At 64.4% G+C, this 26,315-nt stretch carries 22 protein-coding genes and 2 tRNA genes; 15 read left to right on the top strand and 9 right to left on the bottom strand.

Annotated features, from left to right (window positions below; all coding sequences use genetic code 11):
• Window positions 1–20 precede the first annotated feature (20 nt).
• From G8767_RS10675 to G8767_RS10665, 3 genes are read left to right on the top strand one after another with little or no spacing between them, the layout of a single operon-like run.
• Window positions 21–1,526, top strand: coding sequence for a TIGR02677 family protein (locus G8767_RS10675; protein WP_166810147.1), 1,506 nt, complete (start codon window positions 21–23; stop codon window positions 1,524–1,526).
• On the top strand, window positions 1,523–2,965 hold the full coding sequence (locus G8767_RS10670) for a TIGR02678 family protein (RefSeq protein ID WP_095970074.1): 1,443 nt from the start codon (window positions 1,523–1,525) through the stop codon (window positions 2,963–2,965). Before G8767_RS10675 ends, G8767_RS10670 begins: the two co-directional genes overlap by 4 nt.
• Complete coding sequence (locus G8767_RS10665; protein WP_166810146.1) at window positions 2,962–7,137, top strand: TIGR02680 family protein; 4,176 nt, start codon at window positions 2,962–2,964, stop codon at window positions 7,135–7,137. The genes G8767_RS10670 and G8767_RS10665 overlap by 4 nt, the downstream gene beginning before the upstream one ends.
• A gap of 57 nt (window positions 7,138–7,194) precedes the next feature.
• Here G8767_RS10665 and mshC read toward each other — a convergent pair whose 3' ends face one another.
• Together mshC and G8767_RS10655 are read right to left on the bottom strand one after the other, a co-directional pair.
• Window positions 7,195–8,436 carry a cysteine--1-D-myo-inosityl 2-amino-2-deoxy-alpha-D-glucopyranoside ligase gene (gene mshC / locus G8767_RS10660; protein WP_166810145.1) on the bottom strand — a complete coding sequence of 414 codons (1,242 nt, stop codon included), beginning with the start codon at window positions 8,434–8,436 and terminating at the stop codon, window positions 7,195–7,197.
• 10 nt (window positions 8,437–8,446) lie between these two features.
• The gene (locus G8767_RS10655) at window positions 8,447–10,636 is read right to left on the bottom strand and encodes an MMPL family transporter (protein WP_206029199.1); all 2,190 of its coding nucleotides are present in this window, start codon (window positions 10,634–10,636) and stop codon (window positions 8,447–8,449) included.
• Between the two features lie 30 nt (window positions 10,637–10,666).
• Here G8767_RS10655 and G8767_RS10650 point away from each other — a divergent pair, with 30 nt between their 5' ends.
• Window positions 10,667–11,128 (top strand): MarR family transcriptional regulator, encoded by a 462-nt coding sequence (locus G8767_RS10650; RefSeq protein WP_095970070.1) that lies wholly within the window; start codon window positions 10,667–10,669, stop codon window positions 11,126–11,128.
• 9 nt (window positions 11,129–11,137) lie between these two features.
• On the opposite strand, the gene G8767_RS10645 is transcribed toward G8767_RS10650, so the two are convergent.
• The 4 genes from G8767_RS10645 to G8767_RS10630 are packed head-to-tail and all read right to left on the bottom strand — an operon-like array spanning window position 11,138 to window position 14,203.
• The gene (locus G8767_RS10645) at window positions 11,138–11,944 is read right to left on the bottom strand and encodes an SCO1664 family protein (protein ID WP_095970069.1); all 807 of its coding nucleotides are present in this window, start codon (window positions 11,942–11,944) and stop codon (window positions 11,138–11,140) included.
• A 4-nt stretch (window positions 11,945–11,948) separates the two neighbouring features.
• The gene (locus G8767_RS10640) at window positions 11,949–12,548 is read right to left on the bottom strand and encodes a DUF3090 domain-containing protein (RefSeq protein ID WP_003946200.1); all 600 of its coding nucleotides are present in this window, start codon (window positions 12,546–12,548) and stop codon (window positions 11,949–11,951) included.
• A gap of 55 nt (window positions 12,549–12,603) precedes the next feature.
• Entirely contained in the window at window positions 12,604–13,299 is a 696-nt protein-coding gene (locus G8767_RS10635; protein ID WP_003946173.1) for a histidine phosphatase family protein, read from the bottom strand.
• Between the two features lie 58 nt (window positions 13,300–13,357).
• A complete protein-coding gene (locus G8767_RS10630) occupies window positions 13,358–14,203 on the bottom strand; it encodes an undecaprenyl-diphosphate phosphatase (protein WP_030537531.1) in 846 nt (281 codons plus the stop codon).
• 228 nt (window positions 14,204–14,431) lie between these two features.
• Here G8767_RS10630 and G8767_RS10625 point away from each other — a divergent pair, with 228 nt between their 5' ends.
• From G8767_RS10625 to G8767_RS10605, 5 genes are all read left to right on the top strand, one after another.
• Window positions 14,432–15,367 (top strand): aldo/keto reductase, encoded by a 936-nt coding sequence (locus tag G8767_RS10625; protein WP_003946175.1) that lies wholly within the window; start codon window positions 14,432–14,434, stop codon window positions 15,365–15,367.
• A gap of 92 nt (window positions 15,368–15,459) precedes the next feature.
• A complete protein-coding gene (locus G8767_RS10620; protein ID WP_003946162.1) occupies window positions 15,460–16,146 on the top strand; it encodes a biliverdin-producing heme oxygenase in 687 nt (228 codons plus the stop codon).
• Window positions 16,143–17,150 (top strand): ABC transporter substrate-binding protein, encoded by a 1,008-nt coding sequence (locus tag G8767_RS10615; RefSeq protein WP_166810144.1) that lies wholly within the window; start codon window positions 16,143–16,145, stop codon window positions 17,148–17,150. Before G8767_RS10620 ends, G8767_RS10615 begins: the two co-directional genes overlap by 4 nt.
• A gap of 138 nt (window positions 17,151–17,288) precedes the next feature.
• Window positions 17,289–18,311, top strand: a complete 1,023-nt coding sequence (locus tag G8767_RS10610; protein ID WP_166810247.1) for an iron ABC transporter permease — start codon at window positions 17,289–17,291, stop codon at window positions 18,309–18,311.
• Window positions 18,308–19,171: a heme ABC transporter ATP-binding protein gene (locus G8767_RS10605; RefSeq protein WP_166810143.1), complete on the top strand. Its 864-nt coding sequence runs from the start codon at window positions 18,308–18,310 to the stop codon at window positions 19,169–19,171. The genes G8767_RS10610 and G8767_RS10605 overlap by 4 nt, the downstream gene beginning before the upstream one ends.
• Here G8767_RS10605 and G8767_RS10600 read toward each other — a convergent pair.
• Window positions 19,152–19,574, bottom strand: a complete 423-nt coding sequence (locus tag G8767_RS10600; protein ID WP_166810142.1) for a hypothetical protein — start codon at window positions 19,572–19,574, stop codon at window positions 19,152–19,154. The two genes, G8767_RS10605 and G8767_RS10600, sit on opposite strands and share 20 nt — an antisense overlap.
• Before the next feature lie 183 nt (window positions 19,575–19,757).
• Here G8767_RS10600 and G8767_RS10595 point away from each other — a divergent pair, with 183 nt between their 5' ends.
• The 3 genes from G8767_RS10595 (at window position 19,758) to G8767_RS10585 (ending at window position 22,178) form a co-directional block, all read left to right on the top strand.
• On the top strand, window positions 19,758–20,783 hold the full coding sequence (locus tag G8767_RS10595; RefSeq protein WP_166810141.1) for a hypothetical protein: 1,026 nt from the start codon (window positions 19,758–19,760) through the stop codon (window positions 20,781–20,783).
• Window positions 20,783–21,031, top strand: coding sequence for a DUF5703 family protein (locus tag G8767_RS10590; protein WP_003946171.1), 249 nt, complete (start codon window positions 20,783–20,785; stop codon window positions 21,029–21,031). The genes G8767_RS10595 and G8767_RS10590 overlap by 1 nt, the downstream gene beginning before the upstream one ends.
• A gap of 76 nt (window positions 21,032–21,107) precedes the next feature.
• The gene (locus G8767_RS10585) at window positions 21,108–22,178 is read left to right on the top strand and encodes a quinone-dependent dihydroorotate dehydrogenase (protein ID WP_166810140.1); all 1,071 of its coding nucleotides are present in this window, start codon (window positions 21,108–21,110) and stop codon (window positions 22,176–22,178) included.
• 57 nt (window positions 22,179–22,235) lie between these two features.
• Here G8767_RS10585 and G8767_RS10580 read toward each other — a convergent pair whose 3' ends face one another.
• On the bottom strand, window positions 22,236–22,772 hold the full coding sequence (locus tag G8767_RS10580; protein WP_007733394.1) for a YbhB/YbcL family Raf kinase inhibitor-like protein: 537 nt from the start codon (window positions 22,770–22,772) through the stop codon (window positions 22,236–22,238).
• Window positions 22,773–22,837: 65 nt separating this feature from the next.
• Window positions 22,838–24,190 (bottom strand): M20/M25/M40 family metallo-hydrolase, encoded by a 1,353-nt coding sequence (locus G8767_RS10575; protein ID WP_166810139.1) that lies wholly within the window; start codon window positions 24,188–24,190, stop codon window positions 22,838–22,840.
• Between the two features lie 118 nt (window positions 24,191–24,308).
• Here G8767_RS10575 and G8767_RS10570 point away from each other — a divergent pair.
• From G8767_RS10570 to G8767_RS10560, 3 genes are all read left to right on the top strand, one after another.
• A tRNA-Leu gene (locus G8767_RS10570) sits at window positions 24,309–24,394 on the top strand.
• A 162-nt stretch (window positions 24,395–24,556) separates the two neighbouring features.
• A tRNA-Leu gene (locus G8767_RS10565) sits at window positions 24,557–24,642 on the top strand.
• Between the two features lie 108 nt (window positions 24,643–24,750).
• On the top strand, window positions 24,751–26,292 hold the full coding sequence (locus G8767_RS10560) for an SDR family NAD(P)-dependent oxidoreductase (protein WP_166810138.1): 1,542 nt from the start codon (window positions 24,751–24,753) through the stop codon (window positions 26,290–26,292).
• Window positions 26,293–26,315: the final 23 nt, after the last annotated feature.

Below are 26,315 nucleotides of genomic sequence, written 5' to 3'. Positions count from 1 at the left end.
CGTCTCTCGCCTACCCTGTCATGGTGGAAGAAACGAGTGCGCCCGATTACGCCGCGTACGCCGACACCAATCGACTGAAGCTGTTTTCGTTCACGATCGCGGAAAAACGGGCCGAGTACCTCTGGGTGCTCCGCGCCTTCGACCATGCTCGCGCCAACTACACAGTGCTGCTGCATGCCGGAACCGTCGCGCAAATCCTCGAGAAGATCGGTGGCTCGGATCCGGCGGCCGATCTGTCGGCGGCGGAGGTCACTCCCCTGTTGGATCAGCTTCACGTCTGGGAGATCCTCGAGCGCAGCTACGACGGCACTCGCGCGGCCACGCTGGCCGAGTACCGTAATCGCCACTTCGTCTACCAGTTCGGTCAGGCCGGATATCAGGTCTATCGATCGGTCGAGGACGTTCTTGCCGCCCGCCTGGACTCGGCGTCGCTTTCGCGTCTCGCCTTGGCGGATCTGCTCGCAGACATGTCCGAACTTGCCGAAGCCAACCGCAGTTCCGACGGCGACCTGATCTTCCGCAAGCTCAAGCGCCTGGACTCGACGCTCTCCGACATGGCTGATCGAGCCGCGCACTTCTATCTGACACTGGGCGACCTGGTACGTACCACGGAGATCACTCCGCAGGCTTTCCTCACGCACAAGGACGCTCTGCTGACTCACATGCGCGAGTTCAGTTCCGACCTGGCGCGCTACGCCCCCAAGCTCAAGGAAGCGATCGAGCACGTCGAATCCACCGGTGTCGATCGCATGATCCTCCTCGCCGCGGCCAGTGACGAGCGGGTGTTCGTCCCGATCACCGAACGTGAAGACGACTGGGCGGCGCGGTGGCGAGGATTGACCGCCTGGTTCGTCTCCGCGGAATCGGGGATCAGCGAGTCCGAACGCCTCCGTGAGGGCACGATGAGTGCGATCGCCGCGGTTCTGGCCCTCCTTCGCCGCGTCACGGAGACCCGTCGCGGCGGCGTCAGCCGCGAGAGCCAGCTCCGGCACCTCGCCGGCTGGTTTGCCGCCACGCCGTCCGAAGACGCAGCTCATGCTCTGTTCCAGGCAGTGTTCGACCTCGGCCGTCCACGCCATCTCTCGATGGTGCATCCGGACGCCGACATCATTTCTCACTCGCGTTCGTGGTGGGAGGCGCCGCCGGTGGAGATCGCACGAACCCTCGCCGAAACCGGCCGTCCGCCCTCACCCGGATTGCCGAGCAAGGTCGCCCGCAACGACGGCAGCATCCGCCGACTGCGCGAAGAGCAGTTGGCGGCGCAACGTACCCGCAGCGCCGCCGCGCAATCTCTCGCGTTGAACGGTGTCTATCAGCGTGAACTCAACGAGCAGGAGACCGAAGTTTTGCTGAGTCTGCTCAATGCAGCATTGACCGCGCGTGTTCCGGTGGTGGGACGCGTCAAGAGCTCCACCGGTAGCGAGAACGGGGTGAAGCTGACACTGAGTCCCTCGGACGGTTCGACCACCATCAAGACCGCCCGCGGGCGTATGCATCTCGACGGTATCGAGGTCAGTGTTCGATGAGAGCTCGCGAGATCACGCCCCTTGCCCTCGATTCGTACCAACGCGCGGCGCGCGTCATTCTGTCCAACCACCTGATCACCTCGACGTATCCGGATCGAATTGCGTTGCCGCTCTTGCGCCGTTGGGCCACCGAGCTGCGAGACGACCTACTGGAACTGTTCGGCTACCGCCTCGAGGTGACAGAGACCACCGCGCGCCTGTTCACGGTGTCGGATCGACTCAACCCGTCGGCACCGGCCCGGACTGCCTCCGAGCGAACCTTCGATCGCACGCGCTACGCGTACCTGGCGTTGTGCCTGGCCGCGTTGGGCCGCGCCGGAAACCAGATCACGTTGTCGGAGTTGGCCGATCACGTCGCGGCCGACGCCGCGCAGGTGGACGGCGTCGAACTGTCCACCGATCGTGCGTCGGACCGCGACGCGTTCGTCGACGCCGTCGGTTGGCTCGGCGTCAGGGGCGCCATCGCCCTGGCCGACGGTGACGCTAACGGCTGGGCGTCCAATCCCGAAGCGGGCGAAGCGCTTTACGACATCGATCGTTCCGTCGTCGTCGCCCTCTTCCGTCCGCCGCGTGCCCTGCAGCACCTGCACTCCATTCGAGGACTGTTGGCCGCCGAGACCTCGAGTGCCTCTGAGGACGACGGAATTCCCGTGGACGCGAAGGAGATCGGCCGCCGGGTCCGCCGGGCTCTCGTCGAGCGGCCGGTCGTACTGGCCGGCGAACTCGATCAGCACGAGTTGATCGCGTTGGCGCAGCCCAAGACCGCGTCGGAGGTCGAACTCCTGACGGGGTTGGTGGCCGAGCGCCGTGCCGAGGGGATCGCGATGATCGATCCCACCGGTCGCCTCTCCGACGTCCGCTTCCCGAGTACCGGAACGATCGCTCAGGTGGCGCTACTCCTCGCCGGCGAGATTGCCGACCGTGTACTCGACGTCGACGCTCCCGAACTGCCGAAACTCCCGATACCGCACGTGTCGGACGATCACCTCATCGAACAACTCGATGCCGCCATCCCCGAGGCCGGGATCTTCGAAGACCTCGCAGACGAGGACGACGAATTCGCGCTGCCTGCCGGCGAACCGGCCGAGCCACCGGAACCCGTCACGTACCCGAAAATCGACGACGACTGGCTCGCCGACAAGGTCACCGAGTTGGTGGATCAGTTCGGACGAACTTTCGCGGCGCAGTGGCAGGCCGATCACAACGGACTGCGCAAGCAGGCCCTCGGATTGTTGCAGCGCCTACGCCTGACGCACGCGGTCGACGGCGGAGTACTGGTGTTGCCCGTGCTGGCCCGGTACCGAGACGTCGTGGTCTCCGTGCGTGAAAGAGACCCTCACATCGATTTCGCGGTGGACAACTCCGCACCGGATCCGGTCGACGAGTTCGGCCCCGGATCTTCCCCCAACGGCGAACTATCAGAGGTAGAGAACGTATGAGCAACGCCCGCTTCCGACCTACTCGGGCTGGAATCATCAACCTCTGGGACTACCGCGACCAAGAGTTCTCGTTCGCCGACGGTCGACTGGTTCTACGAGGGCCCAACGGATCCGGTAAGACCAAGGCCCTCGAGGTCTTGTTCCCGTTCGTCTTCGACGGTCGCATCGAACCGCGGCGCCTCAACCCGTTCGCCGGTGAAGAGCGCACGATGAAGTCCAACCTGCTCTACCGGGGCCAGGACAGCGCGCACTCGTACGTGTGGATGGAGTTCTGCCGCGGCTCCCTCGAAGATCCCGAGTCGGTGACCGTGGGCATCGGCATGCGTGCAACCCGCACCAACGACAAAGTCACTCGCTGGTACTTCGTCGCCGACGGCCGCGTCGGAGTCGACTTCTCGCTGATCGGCAACGACGATCGCCCTCTCACCAAGAAGCAGTTGGCCGAACAACTCGGCAGCGATTCCATCACCGACCGTCCCCTCGACTACCGCACCGCGATCGACGCGCGAATGTTCGGTCTCGGAGTGCAGCGCTACGACCAGCTGATCAATCTCATTCTCACGCTTCGCCGTCCCCAGCTCGCGAAGAACCTAGATCCGAAGGGACTTTCGCAAGCGCTCACCGACGGCCTCCGTCCACTCGACGACCAACTCGTCCTCGAAGCTGCACGTTCGTTCAGCGACATGGAGGAGGTCGGCCGCGCGCTCGAGGGACTCGCGGCCGCCGATCAGGCAGCACAGAGTTTCATCGGGGTCTACACCAAGTACCTGCGTCAGCAGTCGCGCGGAGAGATCGAACAGGTCAGCACCCGCCTCGCAGCGGTCACCAGAGGTGTTGCCGCCATGGACGAGTCGTCACTCGCCCAGACCCGCAGCCGTGAGGCACGCGCAGCAGCCGAGGAGCGCTTCAACCAGGCCGAACAGGCACTCGAGAATGCGCGCGCCAATGTCGAAGCGTTGCAACGCTCGAGCGCCTACGAAGGCAAACAGCAACTCGACGATCTCGCCCAGGCGGTCGCGACGCTCAAGCTCTCGACCGAGCAGCAGGCAGACAAGTCGCGGAAAGCGCAGGCCGCACTCGCACAGCGCGGCGACGAAGCCGACAAGGCCGCATCGTCGGTCAAGCGTGCGGCCGAAGCACTCTCACGCGCCGAGGACGAACTGCAGGCAGCCGCCGAGGACGCCGGCATCGTCTGGACTCCCCTACCCGACGGCTCACGCAGCGACCAGATCACGGCAGCCGTCCGTGGACATGCCGAAGAGCGTGACGGGGACGTACGCGTCGTCCGCGCCGCTCTGGCGACCGTCGAGAAGGCTGCGACCGAACGCTCCCGGGCCGAAAACAGCTCGCGCCGTGGACAAGAGCTGCTCGAAGCGTCCAAGGCCGCTGTGCTCGAGGGCGAAGCTGCCGTGGAACTCGCGCGCAGTCAGTGCGCCAGCGGGCTGCGCGCGTGGTGGACCGATCACTCTTCGTTGTTCTCAGCTGTCGGCGCAGACACGTCGCTGTTCGAGGCTCTCGACGCGGCGCTCGCCGAAGTCGGCGACGAGGACGCTCCGGCGTTGTCCGCAGTGCTCGCCGAGCACACCGAGGCCGGCACCGAGACGCTGCGCGAGCGACGTCGTGAGGCCGAAGCTGAAATATCTGCATCACACGCCTCGATCGCGGCTCTGAAATCCGAGCGCAAGGCCGTCTCGGCGGAACACGACGACGCTCCGCCTGCCTTCCACGCACGTACCGACAACCGCAGTGACCTGGGTGGTGCACCGCTGTGGCAGCTGGTGCGCTTCGCCGACTCCGTCGAACCGGACGTGGCCACGGGAATCGAATCCGCACTCCAGGCGGCAAATCTGCTGGACGGCTGGGTCTGCCCGGATGAGACGATTCCCGAGCACGTCAGTGAGCAGTTCCTGACGGCTCTTCCGGTCAAGCAGCGCCCGAAGGGACGCACGCTGGCCGACGTCCTCGAGGTCGAAGGCAATGCCGACGTACCCGACGCTCGGGTACAGGACATTCTCGCGTCGATCAGTCTCGTCGAGGCACCGGGCGACACGGACGCAAGCGTCGCGATCGGCGTCGACGGCAGCTTCTGGCAAGGCGTCTCGCGCGGCCGGCACGTCAAGGCCGACGCCGAGTACATCGGCACGACAGCGCGGGCGCGTCGACGCGAAGCTCGGATCACCGAGATCGATGCGGCTCTGGAAGTACTTGCCGCGGCAGTCGATACGGCCAAGGCACTGGTAGCGCAGACCACCGAGCAGCTGAGTCGGATCAACTCTGCGGCAAAGGAATTGCCGAAGACAGGTTCGATCCTGCGCGCACTCAAGACCGTCACCGAATCCGCCGGAGCACTCCGCACTCGCTCGGAGGCCACGGAAACGGCACAACGCGAACTCGATGCGGCGATCGCCGATCTCGCGGCGAAGGAAAAGCAACTCCGAGCGACGGCGTCGCAGCACCGGACCCCGCACGTCGGCCGTGAACTCGACTCCCTCGCCGCCGCCATCCGTCATTTCGAGAAGCAGGGCGAACTGGCACTGCGCTGCCGACGCGAGCATGCCAAGGAAGTCGAACTCGAACGCGAGTCCCGCGACCGACTCGACGAATCACGTGCCAATGCCGAGGAATTCGCCGAGGAAGCCGCCATCGCCGAGGAGAGTCTGCTCCAGCAGGTGCAGCGTCTCGAGACACTGCGCGACACCCTCGGTGCGAGCGCCGAGCAGATCGATCTGGACCTGGCAAAAGCCCGCGCGAAGATCGAGGAATGCAAGGTCGAGCAGCGTGCAGCGCGAAAGGCGTACGACGCCGCGGTGCTCCAGATCGGCACAGCCGAGGGTGCGTACAACACCGCTGTCGAGACGCTTCGACACACCCTGACCGAAACCCGCAGTGATGCAGAGCGACTCGCACCCTATGCTCGTCCGGATCTACTCGAGTTGTTGGGCGTCAAGGAACATCTGAGCTGGCCGGCAAGTTCGGCGGCGTGGATGAGCCCCGATCAGTTGGTCTACCGCATCCAGAACGAAGATCGCAGTGAGGACGCGGCCCACCCGCCGGTCCTGCCCGAAGACGTCGACAAGTTGTACCGAGCGCTCGAGGCTGCGACCTCGGCGGTACGCGTCACCGACGGCGCCCGCAAGGCAACCCGCACGGCACTGACCTCGGCGTTGCAGGACTTCGACGCCCAACTCGCAGCGGCCGGACAGGACTACCGTCTGCAGTGGGATGCACCGGACGGACTGACCGTCGTACGAGTGCAGGATGATCAGGGCTATTCGTCGATCGGTGAATTCGCAACGCGGATCCACGATGCTCGCGGCGATCAGGAGCAGTTGCTCACCGAATCCGAACGTCGCATTCTCGAAGATGCTCTGCTGACCGGTTTGGCTCAGCAGATTCACGAGCGCACAGTCGACGCGCGCGAGTTGATCGCTCAAATGGGCACCGAGATGCGTGAGCGTCGTATGTCCTCGGGCAACACCATCGGCGTTCACTGGGTGCTCGCCGACAATCTCGACGACAGCTCGCGGGCGATCTCCAAGCTGCTGGATCGAGATGCGTCGGCCCTCGGCGTCGACGAACTGGCCACTCTGCGAGCACATTTCGCGACCCAGATCCGCACCGCCCGCGCCGCGCATCCCGAGCGTTCGTACCCGGAGATCCTGTCGTCGGCGCTCGACTACCGCCAGTGGCGCGTGTTCTCGTTCACCCTCATCAGCGGTGAGGGCAAGGAGGACCGGCTGACCGTTGCGCGACACAGCGCACTGTCCGGTGGCGAGCAGTCGGTTTCACTGCACCTTCCGCTCTTCGCCGCGGCGCACGTCATGCTGGACTCGGCTGACCCGCACGCCCCGCGTCTGCTGGCACTGGACGAGGCTTTCGCCGGTGTCGACGACAACGGTCGCAGCGAACTGCTCGGTTTGAGCGTTCAGTTCGACCTGGATCTCTTCATGACCGGCTACGACCTGTGGATCACGTACGCGGACGTCCCGGGGTGTGCTCACTACGATCTCGCGCACTCCACGGCCGAGCAGGCAGTCAGCGCGGCGCTGCTGGTGTGGTCGAACGGTGAGCTGCTCGCCGAGCACGACGGAACCGATCTGGCGAGGGCGTTGGGCTCGCCGCTGCGGCGCCGGGTGCCCACACCAGCCGAAGGTGCGCTGGACTACGCCTAGAGACTGCTGTGCGCCTTTATTAACCGCGGGCGGTTAACAAAGGCGCACAGCAGGGGTTCAGCGAAGCGAAATACCCAGCAAAGCGTCGACGGCATCGGCGAACTCGCCGGGTGCCTGCGCGTCGGATCCGCCGCCCTCGATTGCTCGGCGTGCCCAGCCGTCGAGCGCGTCGAGCGCCTTCGGGGTGTCGAGGTCGTCGGCCAGGTGCTGACGCAACCGTGCGACGGTGTCGGTGGCGGACGGCGCGGAACCGAGGGCGGCCGCCTCCCGCCACAGCTTCAGACGTGACTGCGCCTCCTCGAGGACCTGTTCGGTCCAGGCGCGATCCTGGCGGTAGTGACCGGAGAGCAGTCCGAGGCGGATCGCTGCGGGGTCCACCCCTTCGCCGCGCAGCTTGGAGACGAAGACCAGGTTCCCGCGGCTCTTCGACATCTTCTCGCCGTCGAGGCCGATCATGCCGGTATGTACGTAGTGCCGCGCGAAACGGCGATCACCCGTTGCCGATTCCGCATGTGCAGCCGAGAACTCGTGGTGCGGGAAGATCAGGTCGCTGCCGCCGCCCTGGACGTCGAATCCGGAGCCGATGCGATTGAGCGCAATGGCAGCGCATTCGATGTGCCAACCGGGGCGTCCCGGCCCGAAGGGTGAGGGCCACGAGGGCTCGCCCGGACGCTCGGCACGCCAGACGAGTGCATCGAGCGGATTGCGCTTTCCGACGCGATCGGGATCTCCGCCGCGTTCGGCGAAGAACTTCTCCATCGTCGCGCGGTCGTACCCCGACTCGTAACCGAACTGCTCGGTCGCGTCGGCGCGGAAGTAGACGTCGGGGAACTCGGCGTCGTCGACGATGTATGCGGCGCCGGAGGCCACGAACTTCTCCACCAACTCGACTACTTCGTTCACCGATTCGACGGCGCCGATGTAGTCCTTAGGCGGAAGCACGCGCAGCGCTTCCATGTCCTCGCGGAAGAGGGCCGTCTCACGCATGCCGAGGACGATCCAGTCCTCGCCGTCGCGGTTGGCGCGCTCGAACAGCGGGTCGTCCACGTCAGTCACGTTCTGGACGTAGTGAACGTCGTGTCCGGCGTCGCGCCACATGCGGTTCACGAGGTCGAACGTGAGGTACGTGGCCGCGTGGCCGAGGTGGGTGGCGTCGTACGGGGTGATGCCGCAGACGTACATCGTCGCCTTCTTGCCCGGCGTGACGGGGCGAACCTGACGGTCGGCTGTGTCGTACAGCCGCAACGGCGGCCCCTGACCGGGAACGGACGGGAGTGCGGTATCGGACCAAGACTGCATGCTGCCGAGCCTAGTGGAGACTGCTCTGGGGCTGGGAAGGTGCTGGCTGATCCTGCTCCGGTTCGGGCGTCGACGCGAGCTTGCTCGGCCACCAGATCTTCTGACCGATGTCGTAGGTCAAGGCCGGGACCAGCAAGGATCGGACGATCAGGGCGTCGAGTAGGACACCGAACGCCACGATGAACGCGATCTGTGCGAGGAACAACAGCGGGATCACCGCCAACGCCGAGAAGGTTGCTGCCAGAACAACTCCGGCAGAGGTGATCACTCCACCGGTCACGGTGAGTCCCCTCAGCGCACCCGCCCGAGTGCCGATCTTCAGCGCTTCCTCACGCACCCTCGTCATGAGGAAGATGTTGTAGTCGATTCCCAGCGCCACGAGGAACACGAACGCAAACAGCGGGACCACCGGATCCGCGCCCGGGAAGCCGAAGATATGGTCGAACACCAGCGACGAAATGCCCAGTGTCGCAGCAAACGAGAGCACAACGGTGCCCATGAGGAGCAGCGGTGCGAGCAGCGAGCGCAGCAGGAGCGAGAGAATCACGAACACCACGATGATCACCACGGGAATGATCAGTGTCCGGTCCCGCGTCGAGGTGGTCTTGGTGTCGAGGTCGGTCGCGGTCACACCGCCCACCAACGCATCGGCACCGTCGACGGCGTGAACTGCATCACGTAGCCGAACAATCGTGTCTTCGGCCGCGAGCGAATCGGCAGCGTCAGTCAGCGTCGCCTGCAGGGAGACTCGTCCGTCGACCACCAGAGGTGCTCCCCCGTTCTGGACAACACTCACATCGCTGACACCTTCGACGCGACTCGCTTCGACGACGGCATCGGCGTGGCCGGCATTGGCGATCACCACCGCGGGCGACCCGGAACCCGCGTCGAAGTGCTCACCGAGAATCTCCTGGCCTGCAACCGAATCGACGTCGAGCAAGAAGATGTCGGACGAAGAGACACCGCTGGCTTTGAACTGCGGCATCATCAGCGCGAAGATCACAAGCACCAGCGTCGACGCCACCCAGAAGCGGCGCGGATGCCGACCGATTCGAGCAGCGAGCCCGGCCCAGAACCGGTGATCGCTCGCCTCGTCGTGGTGCTCGCGGTCGGCGTCGAACTTCGGTGTGGTCGGCCAGTACGCCGTCCTCCCGAACAGAACGAGGACAGCAGGTAGGAACGTCATCGATGCGAGGAAGGACGCGGCGATGCCGATGGCGGCCACCGGACCGAGTCCGCGGTTCGAGTTCAGGTCGGAGAGCAACAGGCACAGAACGCCCGCGATGACCGTTCCGGCAGATGCTGCAACTGGTTCGAGCGTCGCGCGCCACGCAGTGCGCATTGCTGCGTACTTGTCCTTCTCGATCCGCAGTTCCTCCCGGTAGCGAGAGACCAGAAGTAGCGCGTAGTCGGTGGCGGCACCGAACACGAGGATGAACAGGATGCCCTGGCTCTGACCGTTCAGTGCGATGACGTCCGCGTCGGCGAGCAGATACACGAGCAAGCTCGACAATCCGAGCGCGAAGATCGCCGAGAAGATCACCACGAACGGCAGGATCGGGCTCCGGTAGACGACGATCAGGATCAGGATCACGACGGATCCGGCAACTAACAACAGCAGTCCGTCGATACCGGCGAATGCCGCCGACAGATCCGCAACCTGCCCGGCGGGACCGGTGACCTTGACTGTCAGTCCGTCGGGGCTCGACTCCAGCGCCGCGCGCAGCGCTTTCACGCTGTCCTTGACCTCGAGGGTGCTGTCGACGGGCAGGAACATCTGGAGCGCCTGCCCGTCGGCCGACGGGATCGGCGGCGATGCGGCGTCTCCGAATCCCTCGGTACCGACAAACGAATCGACGGCCTCGGACAGGAAGGTGGAGTCGGTGGGCTCGAGTCCTCCGGATCGTTCCGCCACGACGATGGCCGGCACGAAACGTGTGTCCGTGAAGCTCTCTTGAAGCTTCGCCACCTCGGTGGCTTCGGCCGAGGCCGGCAGGAACGACGTGTTGTCGTTCTGCTGCACCGTGCTGAGCTTTCCGGCGAACGGCCCGCCGAATCCTCCGATGGCCAGCCAGCCGATCACGAGGAGAGCTGGCACAATCCATCGAAGGCGACGAACAGGACGATTTTGTACTGGTGTGCTCACTGGGTCTCCAGGGATCGGCAGCAGAGAGGGCTTGCCGACTATTTTGTTCAGCATGCTGAGTAATTGCAAACGGAAGGCACGAACATGAGTAGCGACGGCCTGGACGACTGGCCAACCGGCCGACTGTTGTCCACCGCTGCGCGCCTGGTAGAGCACTCGTGGGAGAAGGTTCTGCGGTCTCAGGACATGACGCACGCCGGACTGATCGTGCTCCACTCCATCGCCGGTGGACCCGCGTCGCAACGCGACATCGCAAAGAATGCCCGAGTAACCGATCAAACGATGAGCCGCACCATCGATCGCCTCGAACGAGCGGGTTACGTCACCCGAGACACCGATCCGCGCGACGAACGTCGGCGCGTGATCGCGATAACCGACGCCGGACGACTCACCTACGAGCGACTGCTCACGCTCGAGAAGGAAGACGCCGCATTGACCGTCGGTGTCGGGGACGTCGCCGCGCTGCGCGAACAACTACTGCGGTTGGTTCGCTCGCCCGGATTGAAGACGGCAACTCGCGAACAGCAAGAACCTGCGCGCGAGTAGAAAGCGCGGCTAGAAAGCCGGCCAGGGAATCGTTCGATGGCCGTTCGGTTCGGGCATCACCGCGGACTCGGCGAACTGCATCGCCCGCACGGCCAAGGCCACGACTTCTTCTTCGGTGATCAGTTCGGACAACTCGTCCCCGAGATCCCCGTCGAGGGTTGTCGCGAATTCGGCGACGTCGGCGATCAAGGCACCGGGTACGGGCTGGCCGGCCCAGCCCCACAACACGGTCCGCAACTTGTTCTCCGAGTGAAGACAAATTCCGTGATCAACTCCGTACACCGAGCCGTCGACGCCTTCGAGCGCGTGACCACCTTTGCGGTCGGCATTGTTGATGAGGACGTCCAGAACGGCCATTCGCTGCAGCCGTGGATCGTCCGCATGGATCAGCGAGACGGGTTCGCCCTCCGAGTCGAAGGCCTGCAGGACCTCGAACCACCCGGGCGGAACATTGCCGGGACTGCACAGGTCGACCATCTCGAGTCCGCCAGATCCGTCCGCACGGCGATCGACGGTGTCGATCCATCGCTGCACCATTCCCGGCCCGAAAGGCCCGTCCCGCAACACTGTTCGCGGAATCACACCCCAGCCCAGCGCCTCGGACACCCGGTACGACGCGACCTCACGCCCCGCCAGAGTGCCGTCCGGGAAGTCCCACAGGGGACGCTCCCCACGCACCGGCTTGTAGACCACACGGGTGGACTGCTCCCCCAGAGTCGACTCGCACACCAGCGTGGCGTTGCTCGCTGTCGTGATCTGACCGATGAGCGTCAGATCACCCTCGAGCAGAACGTCCGGCACACCAGGTTCGGACACGACGTCAGACCTCGTCGTCGTCTGCGTCGTCGATCGCAAAACCGAAGGACTCGCCGCGACGGTATCCGTTGGTGCGGATGCACACGTGTCCCTCGGGCGCCAACGGTTCACCACACAGCGGGCACGGAGCGCGTCCCGCCGCGATGACGCGCTCGGACCGCAGCGAGAATTCACGCGCTTGCTCCGGGGTCAGGAACACACGGACAGCGTCCGGACCGTCGTCGGCGTCGTCGAGGACAACCGATTCGTCGAACTCCGTCTCACTGACGGCAAGCAGCTCCACGACGACCGCACCGGCATCGGCGTCCCAACCGAGCCCCATCGTGCCGACCCGGAACTCCGCGTCCAGCGGAGTGACCAGTGGGCTGAGATCGGAGACGTCGTCGGCCTGCGGCGGAACCTCGGTACCGAAGCGTCGATGCACCTCTTCGAGGAGAAGGCCCATGCGATCGGCGAGGACCTGAACCTGCTGCTTCTCGAGCAGCACGCTCACCACCCGTGATTCGTGCACGGCCTGGAGATAGAAAGACCTGTCACCGGGTTCGCCCACCGTTCCTGCGACAAATCGGTCAGGAGTGCGAAATACGTGAATCGCGCGCGACATTGCACCTCCTCGAGTTCGAGCAGAACATCACTGAATACCCATTATCCGTCACAGCTCACGCACCGACCTCTCCGCCGGGGACTGACTCCTGTGCGGGAGCCGAACCGTTGGTCGCGGCCTTCGCTGCACCGATCGCGGCGAGCACGTCTCCGGTGTCGTTGACTCGCAGAACGAACGGCAGTGTGGCCGTGTAGCGAATCACGCTGACCGAGGCGGGCTCGGCGACGATGCGCTGGAACGAATCGAGGTGCATCGCAAACGCGTCGGCGAGAACCGATTTGATGACGTCACCGTGCGTGCACGCGATCCAGACGACGTCCTTGCCGTGTTCTTCGGCCAGCCGTGCGTCGTGCTCTCGGATCGCGGCGACGGCTCGCGCCTGTACCTGAGCGAGCCCTTCACCCCCGGGAAACACTGCACCGGAAGCGTGGCGCTGCACCACTTTCCAGAGCGGTTCTTCCAACAACTCCTTGAGCGGGCGACCCGTCCAGTCGCCGTAATCGACCTCGATGAGGCGATCCTCGACGACCGGTGTCAGACCACGGTCGACGGCAATGGGGCCGACCGTCTGCTCGCATCGCAACAGCGGCGAGCGGACGATCTCCGCGATGTCCAGACCGACCAGCCGATCGACGACGCCTTCGGCTTGTTTCCGGCCGTGGTCGTCGAGTTCCACACCCGGCGTTCGACCGGCCAGGGTATGGGCAGTGTTGGACGTCGACCGCCCGTGCCGCAGTAGGACAACTGTCATTCCACAACCCTAATGGGGCGGTGGCCTGACGGACGGGTGGTCGACGTCGAAACGGGCTCTATGTCGCGGACACGACCCCTGTGGCCAGCAGCGCAAGGACGACTACGCCGAGAGCGATTCTGTATCCGACGAACCAGTACATGGAGTGATCGACAACAAATCGAAGCAGCCAGGCGATCGCTGCGTAACCGACCGCGAAGGCGATGACCGTTGCCACCAGCAACTGCGGACCGCTCGCGTTCAGACCCTCACCGGCCGGCTCGAAGGCATCCGGGAGGCTGAACAAACCGGAAGCGAGAACCGCGGGAATCGCCAGCAGGAAGGAGTAGCGTGCCGCAGCCTCGCGGGTGAGCCCGAGGAAGAGACCGGCACTGATCGTGCCACCCGAACGTGAGACACCAGGGATGAGCGCGAGCGCCTGAGCCGAACCCATGATGATGCCGTCGCGCGCCGTGAGCGATTCGATCGGACGCGTCTTGCGTCCGTAGTACTCGGCAGCGGCGATGACGAGTGCGAACACGATCAGCATCGTGGCAATCAGCCACAAATTGCGTGCGCCGGTACGGATCTGGTCTTTGAAGAAGAACCCGAGGATGCCGACCGGGATGGTGCCGATGATGACGTACCAGCCCATCCGGTAATCGAGATCTCCCCGGTGCTCGGCGTTGAACACACCCCGGAACCAGGCAGTGATGATCCTCACGATGTCGCGCGCGAAGTAGATCAGGACCGCCAACTCGGTGCCGAGCTGCGTCACCGCGGTGAACGACGCACCGGCGTCACTGCCGAAGAATATCTCCGACACGATTCGCAAATGTCCGGAAGACGAGATGGGCAGGAACTCGGTCAATCCCTGCACGAGGCCCAGGATCACGGCCTGGAGCCAGGTCATCGCTTCGCCCATCACTCACCGATCCCGGCTGATTCGAATGGGGTTACTGCACACAGGTTTCGTGTGTCGGGTTCACGTTTCACCGGCGCCACGCTACCGGGGCCCACCGTGCCGCGCCGCGCCCGGCACGTCCGTGTCCGAATACCCCGACTCGAGGCGAGCGCCCACTAGTCTGCACGTGGTGAGATCTCTCGGGTGCCGCACTTGCGCACACGAGTCGGGCGCGAGATGCAGGCGGTTATGAAGCACAGATCTGTCGGAACGAGCGGACTTCGGGTCTCGCGACTTGGGCTCGGCACACTGACATGGGGACGCGACACGGACGGCGACGAGGCCGCTGCGCAGCTACTCGCGTTCGCCGAGGCCGGCGGAACCCTGGTCGACACCTCGCCCGCGTACGGCGCCGGTGCGGCGCAACGGATCCTCGCCGAGTTGCTCGACGACGTCGTTCCACGTGACGAACTCATCATCAGCTCGAGCGCCGGCATCGATCCCACTCCGATCGGCACCGACCGCGTCGACTGCTCGCGGCGAGGATTGCTCCGCCAGCTCGACGCGACTCTTCGTGAACTCGGAACCGACTTCCTCGACATGTGGCAGGTCGCAACCTGGGATCCGCTCACGCCTGTCGACGAGGTTGCAGCAACCCTCGACTACGCGGTCTCGAGCGGCAAGGTGCGGTATGTCGGAGTGCGCGGCTACCTCGGCTGGCAGCTCGCAACGGCCGTCGGAGCCGGTGGCGCAACAACGCTCGCCGCGACGCAGGCCGAGTACTCGTTGCTGGCGCGCGGCGTCGAGGAAGAATTGTTCGCAGCGGCGGCCCATCACGGCGTCGGAGTGTTCGCCGCAGTACCCCTCGCGGGCGGCGTTCTGACCGGCAAGTACCGCGACGGCATTCCCGTCGATTCCCGCGGCGCCGACGAGGCACATTCACAGGACGTGCAGAGCTATCTGACCGATTCCTCGATCCGGGTGGTCGACGCAGTCGTTACCGCCGCCGACGGTCTGGGTACTTCTCCACTGGCGGTGGCACTGGCCTGGGCACGCGATCGTGCCGGGGTGGCCAGCGCCGTCGTCGGTACGCGTGATCTCGCCCAGTTGACAGGAGTACTGGCAACCGAAGAATTGGAACTGCCGAAAGCGATTGCCGCGGCTCTCGACGACGTGAGCGCTTAGTTCGTCCCGCTGATCGAAATACCGGAGGTATCGTCTTGGCGAGGGCAGGCTAACCTAGTAGGCAACGCTTGACTACAGCCTCAGGAGAATCAATGACCACGCTCGACGTAGACAGCCTTTCCGCAGACGCAGGCCCCGCCTTCTCCGAACGAATCAAGACCGAGACGGACGCAGCACACCGCGAGACGGAGCAGTCGCGATTCGTAGGCGCGCTTCTCGGCGGTGAGCTGACCACGGCTGGCTACGCCGCTCTTCTGGGACAGACGTACCTCGTCTACACGAGCCTCGAAGAGGCCGGCCGCACACACGCCGACAACGAGTTGGTCGCTCCGTTCCTGTCCGAGGATCTGTTGCGGGTGGCTTCGCTCGAAGCCGATCTCGAGTTCCTCGGCGGACCGAACTGGCGCGACGAACTCGTGGCCTTGCCGGCAACCGAGCGTTACATCGCCCGCCTGAAGGAGGTGGCGTTCGACTGGCCTGCCGGCTTCGTCGCACATCACTACCTGCGATACATGGGTGACCTCTCGGGCGGACAGATCATCCGCCGGATGCTCGAGCGCGCCTACGGATTCGAGACCGACGGACTTCGCTTCTACATCTTCGAAGGCATCCCCAAGCCGAAGCCTTTCAAGGACGACTACCGCTCGAATCTGGATGCACTGCAGATTCCTGCCGAAGAGCAGCAGCGTTTCATCGACGAGGTGAATCTGGCGTACCGCCTCAACGGTGACCTGTTCGCCGATCTCGAAGGCGACATCGAGAGCTACCTCGTCAAATGATGAAGCGCTTGGCCGCGGCGGCACTGGTCGCAGCAGCGGGTATCGGTTTGGTCGCTTGCGGCTCCAGCGACAATTCCACGACCTCGCAGGGTGCCCGGACCGCGGTACTCGAAGATTCCAGCCCGGTTCCCGTGGCCGACAACCCGACCGCGACTCTGCCCGTGACGGTCAAGAGCTTCGACGGCGTCGACGTGACCATCACCGACAACAGCCGGATCGTGGCGGCCGACCGCTACGGGACGCTCGCAACGACGACGGTAGCTCTCGGACTCGGTGACAATCTTGTGGGCCGCGACACCGCCGCCAAGTTCCCTTCAGTCGCGGACGTGCCGGTTGTCACGGTCGGCGGCCAATCGCTCAATACCGAAGCGATCCTCGATTTGAATCCCACCGTGGTACTCACCGACACGAGTATCGGGCCCAAGAGCGTCCAGGATCAGTTGCGCGCTGCGGGTGTTCCCGTCGTCTTCTTCGATCCCACCCGAACACTCGAAGGTGTGCCGAGTCAGCTCCAGGCCGTCGCCGACGCCCTCGGCGTTCCCGCGCAGGGCGCCGCGCTTGTCGACCGAACCGAATCGGAGATCGCTGCAGCTCGCGACCTGGTTCCCGACGAGGGTGATCCACTGAAGATCGCGTTCCTCTACATGCGAGGATCGGCCATCACCATGATCGGCGGTGAGGGTTCCGGCGCCGATTCGTTGATCGAGGCGCTCGGTGCCACCGATGCAGGCACGGCCTCGGGCATCACCCAACAGTTCGTGCCCATCACCAGCGAGGCGCTGATCGCCGCCGCGCCGGACGCTCTCCTCATGATGACGGATGGGTTGGCGTCGATCGGCGGTATCGACGGCCTCGAAAAGGTCCCCGGCATCGCTCAGACACCGGCTGGAAAGAACAAGAACGTAGTCGACATGGAGGACGGGGTGCTACTCAGCTTCGGGCCGAACACCGGACGTGTCATGGCGGCCCTCGCCGAAGCGATCTACGCGCCTGGTGGATCGTGAGCAGAGATTCGTGAGTGCTGATTCGTGAGTACAGAAACAGGCAAGACAGAGACAGGTAAGTCTGGGCCCGGAGCCGAGGATTCACACGACGTCAAGGGTGCCGACAAGTCGGCATCCGGCCCCGCATCGAGGTCGCGGGTGAGTGCGGTTCTGATCAGTTTGACCCTCGCTCTGGTGATCGTGGCAGTGCTGTCGGCGTGCATCGGTCAGGTTCCGACGTCGCCGCTCGAGGTTTTGGGCAGCATCCTGCACCGCATCGGCCTCGATCTCGGTCCGATGCCCGCCCATCCCAGTGGTGAAGTGACCTTGTGGGAGGTTCGCTTCCCCCGCGTCGTGCTCGCCATCTGTGTCGGCGCGGCGCTGGGATGTTCCGGAGCGCTACTGCAAGGTGTGTTCTCCAATCCGCTCGCCGAGCCCGGAGTGATCGGAGTGTCCGCGGGTGCGGCGGTCGGCGCGAGTGCTGTCATCGTCGTCGGCGGCACGTTCGTGGCCGGCTGGGCCGTGGCTGCCGCTGCGTTCGTCGCCGGGCTCGTCACCACCGCGGCGGTCTACCTGCTCGCTCGGCACGAAGGCCGAACCGAAGTGGTGACGCTCGTTCTGACCGGCGTTGCGATCAATGCGTTCGCGGGCGGCCTCATTGCGTTCTTCACGTTCGTGGCCAGCCCGTCTGCTCGCGATCAGATCGTGTTCTGGCAACTCGGCTCACTCAACGGCGCTTCCTGGAACGCCGTCCTGATCGTGGCTCCGATGGCCGTCGTCGGGATTGCCGCGACGATGATGATCGCCCCACGTCTGGACCTGCTGGCTCTCGGCGAACACGCCGCTCGTCATCTGGGCGTCAACGTCGAACGACTGCGCCAGTTCGCGGTACTGATCGTCGCCCTTCTCGTCTCCGCGAGCGTTGCCTTCACCGGCATCATTCTTTTCGTCGGGCTGGTCGTTCCGCACCTGATGCGCATTCTCGTCGGGCCTGGCCATCGCGCGTTGATTCCCGCCAGCGCCTTGGCCGGAGCACTGGTTCTGCTGGTCGCTGATCTCGGCTCGCGTTCGCTGATCGACAACGCAGACCTGCCGCTCGGAATGTTGACCGCGCTGGTCGGCGGACCCTTCTTCTTCTGGCTTCTCCGACGCACCCGCGCGCAACAGGGCGGGTGGGCATGAGCAGCCTCGTACGAAACTGGCGCGAACTGTTCGGCCGCGTCACTCCCGAACCGGAGAGCCCGGCCGTCGGTGATGTCACGCTCGAGGCGCGCGACATCACCGTCGAACGCGGTGGTCGACACATTCTCGAAGGCGTGTCCATCGAAGTCCGGGCGGGAGAAGTGGTCGTCCTCGTCGGTCCGAACGGCGCCGGCAAGTCGACTCTTCTTGCGGCGTTGGCCGGTGATCAGCCCGTCATCGCCGGGCGGGTGGACGTCGAAGGTACTGACCTCACTCAGTGGTCGCCGATCGACATGGCGCGCCGACGCGCGGTGCTCCCCCAGAAACACACCATCGGATTTTCGTTCAGCGCTCGCCAGGTCGTTCGCATGGGACGTTCGCCCTGGGCGGGAACTGGCCGAGAAGACCGCGACGGCGCTGCTATCGCTGCGGCGATGAAGACCTGCGATGTCGAGGGATTCGCCAATCGGCCGTTCGCCGTCCTGTCCGGCGGCGAGCAGGCGCGGGTCGCTCTTGCCCGGGTACTGGCACAGGAGACGTCGACCATCCTGCTGGACGAGCCGACTGCAGCACTCGATCTCGGACACCAGGAAGCGGTGATGTCCGTGGCGCGCGCCCGCGCTGCCGACGGCGATGCCGTCGTCGTGGTGTTGCACGATCTCGCGCTGGCAGCGGCGTATGCCGACCGAATCGTCGTACTCGAGAACGGTCGCATCGCCGCCGACGGTCCCCCGGAATCGGTGTTGCACGAAGAGCTTCTGACCCGCGTCTACGGTTATCCGGTCGAGGTGTTCCCGCATCCGACAACCGGAGCGACGCTGGTCATCCCGCGCCGAGAGTTCACCGAACAGAATCGATGATCGATCCCAGTCTGTTGAGGACGGCTCTCACCGTCGGCAAGCTGCGTCCGTCGCCCTCCCGATCGCCGTCACCGATATCGGGATGTGACCAATCAGTCTCGGTCGAGAGAACTGCGTCACGGACCACACCGGCGATGCTTCGCTCGTCGGTCAGATCGATGTCGGTCACCGATCGCTCCGCCGTGGCGACAACGTCCGACGGGGTCGGCACACTGTGCTCGCAGTATTCGCCGTATACCTCGACGAACAGCATGCTCTTGCGTACGCGGAACGCGAAAGTTCGACCGTCGGACCTGCCGAAACCGTGTGCATGAGCGCCGACGGTGAGGTCCTCGATCTCGAAGCCCGGCCGCGCCGGTTCGGGCGGCTGTGCGCCGGAATCGGTGGGTTCTGTGGGAATCACAATGATCTCCTCGGTGATTGCAGCGTCAACCGCAATCGCTGTTCGTACGGTATCGCGTCAAGGGTGTGAGCGGAATGGTCGGTAGTTCCTCGACGCGATGAACGGCGCCCGACTGCGATCAGGGATGATCGATGACAGTCGCACTGCGTGAAGAACAGATGACAAGAAAAAGAGGAACTACACATGGCTCGCCTAGGGATCCGCACCACTGCAGCAGCAATGGGGGCGGCGGTTCTGCTGGTCACAGGATGTTCTTCCGGAGATGGCGGAGACGACCTCATCACGATCGATCCCGCTACGGCAGCGGTCTCACCGGCCACCACCAGCACCCCGGACGGCGTGGTTCATCCGTATTCAGGTCCGATCGATTCCATCACATTCGACCCGGTCACGCGCAGCGCTGTCGTGGTTGCCAACGACCCCCGGTCGGTGCTGGTCGTTCCTTCGGACGGTTTGGCCGGCGCCGACCCCGCCTCGGCAGGTCGTCCGACAGCCTTGGATTCCGACGTACGCGACGTGTCGATCGGCTCTGACGGTAGCGCTCTTCTGTCGATGGATCGCCAGGTAGTGAAGCTGAATCTGACTTCGGGCGAACAGACGTCCACCCCTGTCGACGGCCAGGCGAATTCCGCGGTCGAGCTCGACGACGGCCGTATCGCGATCGGCACGGACAATGGTTCAGTTCACATCGTCGACCCGAAGACCGATCAGTCACAGACGCTTTCGGGATTCGCATCCGTCGACGAACTCGCAGTCACCGGCGACAACCTGAGCGCCCTCGATCACCGTCAGACCTCGCTGACGGCGATCAATCTCGAAGACGGCAAACTCGGCGTCGCTCTCCGCGCCGGTGAGGGCGCAACACATCTGGCCACCGATCGCTTCGGACGCATTCTGGTCACCGACACCACCGGCAACGAACTGCTCGTCTTCACTGCCGATCCGCTCCTGATGCACCAGCGCTACCCCGTCGGCGAGTCGCCGTACGCCGTTGCCTACGACGAGACCGCTGATCGGGTGTGGGTCACGCTGACCGCGACCAACGAAGTGGTCGGCTTCGATCTGTCGTCCGGCATCCCCGTGGAGACCGGACGGTTCAAGACGGTGCGACAGCCGAATTCGTTGGCCGTAGACTCTTCCAACGGCAATCTGATCGTCGGATCGGCAACCGGTGACGGGCTGCAGGTCATCCCGTCACGGGAGAACTGATGGAAAAGCGTACGCGCGGGATCCCCGCGCAGTGGGAAACGTCGGACGACAAGTTCGACTATGTGCCGCTCCGGCTACCGCCGAACGTTTCGCGGGTCACCGCGTCGATGCGTCTGGCGATCTCCGCCGAGTTCGGCGGATGGGAACTCTCCCGGGTCCGTCTGTACCCCGACGGCAGTCGTCGTGTGCTTCTCAAGCGAAAGAAGACGCCGCTGCACGTGACCGATCCGGACGGCATTCAGCACTGATCGTTCAACAGACGACCCAGAGCCCGCCGCTATCGAAACCGCTGACGAAATCACACCATCGAAGAGCTGGAGAATCGTGTACCAACTGCTGCTGAGCCTGATGTTCCGGATCCCGCCGGAACGCATCCACCACATTGCCTTCACCGCGATGAAACTGGTGACAAGGTTCGCTCCCCTTCGCTGGCTGGTCGCAAAAGTCCTAGTCGTCGACGACCCGGTACTGCGAAGTCAGGCTTTCGGTCTGACGTTCCCGGCACCTCTCGGCCTCGCCGCAGGCTTCGACAAGGACGCCACCGGAGTCGACGCCTGGGGCCCGTTGGGATTCGGTTTCGCTGAGGTCGGAACAGTGACGGCCCAGGCTCAGCCCGGTAACCCCGCGCCGCGTTTGTTCCGTCTTCCGGCCGACCGCGCTCTGATCAACCGGATGGGCTTCAACAACCACGGCGCTGGTCACGCGGCGAACTTCCTGCGACAGCGCCGCGTCACGGTCCCGATCGGTGCCAACATCGGCAAGACCAAGATCGTCGAAGCCGCCGACGCCGCTGCCGACTACACCGCCAGCGCGCAGCTTCTGGGTCCGCTGGCCGACTTCATGGTCGTGAATGTCAGCTCGCCGAACACACCCGGACTCCGTGATCTGCAGGCCGTCGAATCACTGCGCCCGATCCTGCAGGCCGTGCTCGACACCGTCAGCGTGCCGGTACTGGTGAAGATCGCGCCCGACCTCTCGGACGAGGACGTCGACGCTGTCGCCGATCTGGCAATCGAACTCGGACTTGCCGGAATCGTCGCGACAAACACCACGATCCGCCGCGACGGTTTGAAGACCCCGGACGCCGAGGTGGCTGAACTCGGGGCGGGTGGCCTGTCCGGTGCACCGGTTGCCGAGCGCTCCCTCGAAGTACTTCGGCGCCTGTACGCCCGGGTCGGCGACAAGATGACCATCATCTCGGTCGGCGGTATCGAGACAGCCGATCAGGCGTGGGAGCGCATCCTCGCCGGTGCGACGCTGGTGCAGGGATACACGGGCTTCATCTACGGCGGACCGTTCTGGGCCCGCAGCATCCACAAAGGCATAGCCAAGCGCGTGCGCGCAGCCGGCTTCTCGTCGATCGCCCAGGCAGTTGGAGCCGAGAACCCTCGCTAAAACTGCTGTGCGCCTTTATTAACCGCGGGCGGTTAATAAAGGCGCACAGCACAGTGATTATTCGACCTCGAACGTCCCGGTCAGGGTTGCACGCGCAATCGCGTGATGGAACACGTTGAAGCCGAGGAACGCCGGCGACGAGTCAGGGGTGACTCCGTCGAGAGTCTCCACGTCGAGGGCATGCACCGCGACGATGTAGCGATGCGGACCGTGCCCGGGAGGCGGGCCCGCACCGATGAAACCGAACCCGCCACCGTCGTGGCGGAGAGTGACGGTTCCGGCGGGCAGGACATCGCTGTCCGCCGCGCCGGCACCGGCGGGAAGCTCCGTGACGGAAGCGGGGATGTTCGCCACGGCCCAGTGCCAGAATCCCGACGCCGTCGGTGCGTCCGGATCGAACACCGTCACGACGAAGCTCTTCGTCTCGGCCGGAAAGCCAGACCACGAGAGCTGCGGTGAGATGTCTTCGCCACCGGGGACACCGAAGGCTCCACTGGCCTGAGCGAGCTTCAGCGGCTGGCCGGCAGTGATGTCGTCACTGGTCAGCTCGAAACTCGGCAACTTCGGCAATGGTTCGTACGGATCGTGCGCCATGCGAATCCTTTCTGTGACAAGAGAGCTCGATGTGCGTCGAGCTCACGGATCTATCCACGTGCTCGTCAGGAATTGAGCAGGAAATGTTCCAGAACACGTGTCCCGAACAGTAGTGCGTCCACCGGAACTCGCTCGTCGACACCGTGGAACAGCGCACTGAAATCAAGCTCGGGCGGCAACTGCAACGGCGCGAAGCCGAAGCAGCGAATGCCCAGTTTCGCGAATGCCTTCGCGTCGGTTCCGCCGGAGAGCATGTACGGCACGGTGCGAGCTTCCGGATCGTGCGCAAGGATCGCCTCGTTCATGGCATCGACGAGATGGCCGTCGAACGTCGTCTCGTACGAGTCCAGCTTGGTGATCCACTCGCGGGTCACGTCGGGACCGATCAGTTGGTCCACCGTGCGCTCGAATTCGGCCTGCCGTCCCGGCAGCACACGGCAGTCGAAGACCGCCTCGGCAGTCTGCGGAATGACGTTCGCCTTGTATCCGGCCTTGAGCATCGTCGGGTTCGCGGTGTCACGGAACGTCGCCCCGATGATGTTGGCGATCGTCCCCAGCTTCGCGAGAGTCCCGTCGATGTCCGGTGATCCCGGATCGAAATCCAATCCGGTCTCTTCGCCGACGGCGGTGAGGAACTCGGCGACCGAATCCGAGATCACGATCGGGAATCGATGCGCAGCGAGCCGCGAGACCGCGCCGGCGAGTGTCGCGACCGCGTTGTCGTCGTGGAGGAAGGAGCCGTGCCCGGCGCGTCCCTTGGCAGTCAGACGCATCCAACCGAGACCCTTTTCCGCAGTCTCCACGAGGTAGAGCCTGCGGTCGGTTCCGTCGGGCCGCGGAACCGTCAGCGAGAAACCGCCTACCTCACCGACGGCCTCGGTCACTCCCTCGAACAAATCCGGGCGATGTTCGACCAACCATTGGCATCCGTACTTTCCGCCCGCTTCCTCGTCTGCCACGAAGGCGAACACCAGATCGCGCGGCGGCACGACGCCTTCCGCCTTGAACTGCCTGGCAAGAGCCAGGATCATCCCGACCATGTCCTTCATGTCCACGGCGCCGCGCCCCCACACGTAGCCGTCCTGGACGGTGCCGGCAAAGGGATGAACGCTCCAGTCGGCGGGCTCGGCCGGGACGACGTCGAGGTGACCGTGAAGCATCAACGCACCTCGACCCGACTCAGCTCCCTTCAATCGGGCAAAGACATTCCCGCGGCCGGGTGCACCGGACTCGACGTATTCCGTCTCGTAGCCGACTTCTTGAAGCTGCGCGGCAACCCACTCCGCGCACGCACGCTCACCCTTGGTGGTTTCGAGTTCTCCCGTGTTCGAGGTGTCGAAGCGGATGAGAGAACTGACCAGTTCGACTACTTCTGCTTCGGCTCTGCTCGGATTCGGATTATTCGGGGTTGTGGTCATTCCACTTTCCTACCATCGAATCAAACGACGCGGGCGACCGGAATGCCCCGCAACCTGGCGATTTGGGGCAGCTCACCGAATCGGATACTCTTTCCCAGCACCGAGAAATCGGGGCCGAGTCCGAGTGGCGGAATGGCAGACGCGCTAGCTTGAGGTGCTAGTGTCCTATTAACGGACGTGGGGGTTCAAGTCCCCCCTCGGACACTCGAATACAGCAGAAAGACCCCAGCCTGATCAGGTTGGGGTCTTTTTGCTGTGCGCCTTTATTAACCCCCGGCGGTTAATAAAGGCGCACAGTAGTGGGGCGATTTGGGACCTGACGATGCCATCGGATACTCTTTCCCAGCACCGAGAAATCGGGGCCGAGTCCGAGTGGCGGAATGGCAGACGCGCTAGCTTGAGGTGCTAGTGTCCTATTAACGGACGTGGGGGTTCAAGTCCCCCCTCGGACACTCTGTGTTGAGACAGACAGGAAAAGCTCCGGTTCATCGAACCGGAGCTTTTCTCGTAATTGGCGAAGTTCCCGCACCAGGGAACAGTCCGCGCGAGCGGCGATCGAGATGGAACAGAAGTTCGAAGTGGATACAGACACCAAGAAGTCGGATGCACTGCAGGCAGATTCGCTGGAAACAGCCGATTCAGAATCTGCTCGAGCCGAACTCACCGGACTCGACCCCGCAGAACTCGAAATCTGCCTGAAGGTCCTTTCCGAAGCCGCTGAACTCGACGACGAGCATCCCGACTCGATCACCATGCAGCGCGCTGTCGGCCATCTGTTCAAGCGGCTCAAGAAGAAGCGTCGCCTCGCCTCGCGCGCAGCGGTCAACGAAGCCGACCGCCAAGTGGTCGCCGCGACTGCCACCGGTTCACCCGATCGCATCGACGACGAGACCGCAGGCATTCCGATCAAGTCGAACACCGCCGGCGCCTCCGCCGGCACACTCATCAAGGCGCGGCCGTGCTACATCTGCAAGCAGCGCTACACCGCAGTCGACGCCTTCTACCACCAACTGTGCCCCGATTGCGCTGCAACCAGCCGCAGCAAACGTGATGCGAGCACCGATCTCACCGGCCGACGCGCACTCCTGACCGGCGGCCGCGCGAAGATCGGCATGTACATTGCGCTGCGCCTGCTGCGTGACGGCGCGCACCTGACCATCACGACACGATTCCCCAACGACGCGATCCGCCGATTCAAGGCGATGGAAGACAGCAACGACTGGATACACCGTCTGCGCATCGTCGGCATCGACCTCCGCGACCCCGCCCAGGTTGTTGCACTTGCGGATTCCGTTGCCGCACAGGGTCCACTCGACATCCTCATCAACAACGCCGCGCAAACCGTCCGACGCTCCCCCGGTGCCTACGGCGCTCTGGTGGACGCCGAGTCCGGAGCACTGCCCGCAGGCGAGCTGCCCGATGTGCTGACCTTCGGCAAGACGAGTGACGCTCACCCCGCGGCTCTGGCCGGATCGCTGTCGGACGTCGCAAGCATCACCTCCGGAAATCTCTCCGCCGACGCGGTCAGTTCACTCGCACTCGTCGCCAAGTCCGCTTCACCCGATCGCATCGAGCAAGGCATCGCCATCGACGCCGGCGGACTGCTCCCCGACCTCGCGCACACCAACAGTTGGGTCCAGACCGTCGAAGAGGTCGATCCGATCGAGCTTCTCGAAGTTCAGCTCTGTAACTCGGTCGCGCCCTTCATCCTCGTTTCGCGCCTGCGCCCGTCCATGGCCGCATCAGCTGCGCGACGCAAGTACGTCGTGAACGTCTCGGCCATGGAAGGTCAGTTCAGCCGCGCGTACAAGGGCCCCGGCCACCCGCACACCAACATGGCCAAGGCAGCACTGAACATGCTGACCCGCACCAGCTCCAAGGAAATGCTCGACGACGGCATTCTCATGACCGCCGTCGACACCGGCTGGATCACCGACGAACGCCCGCACTTCACGAAGATGCGCCTGGCCGACGAAGGTTTCCACGCACCACTCGACCTCGTCGACGGCGCCGCCCGCGTCTACGACCCCATCGTTCAGGGCGAGCTGGGCGTCGACCTACATGGCTGCTTCCTCAAGGACTACAAACCGTCACCGTGGTGATGGGCGGCACCCCGCAGTGGTGA

It is taken from the genome of Rhodococcus sp. IC4_135 (assembly GCF_011602025.1).
GTDB classification, from domain to species: Bacteria; Actinomycetota; Actinomycetes; order Mycobacteriales; family Mycobacteriaceae; genus Rhodococcus_F; species Rhodococcus_F baikonurensis.
This window is presented reverse-complemented; position numbering and strand designations above follow the sequence as displayed.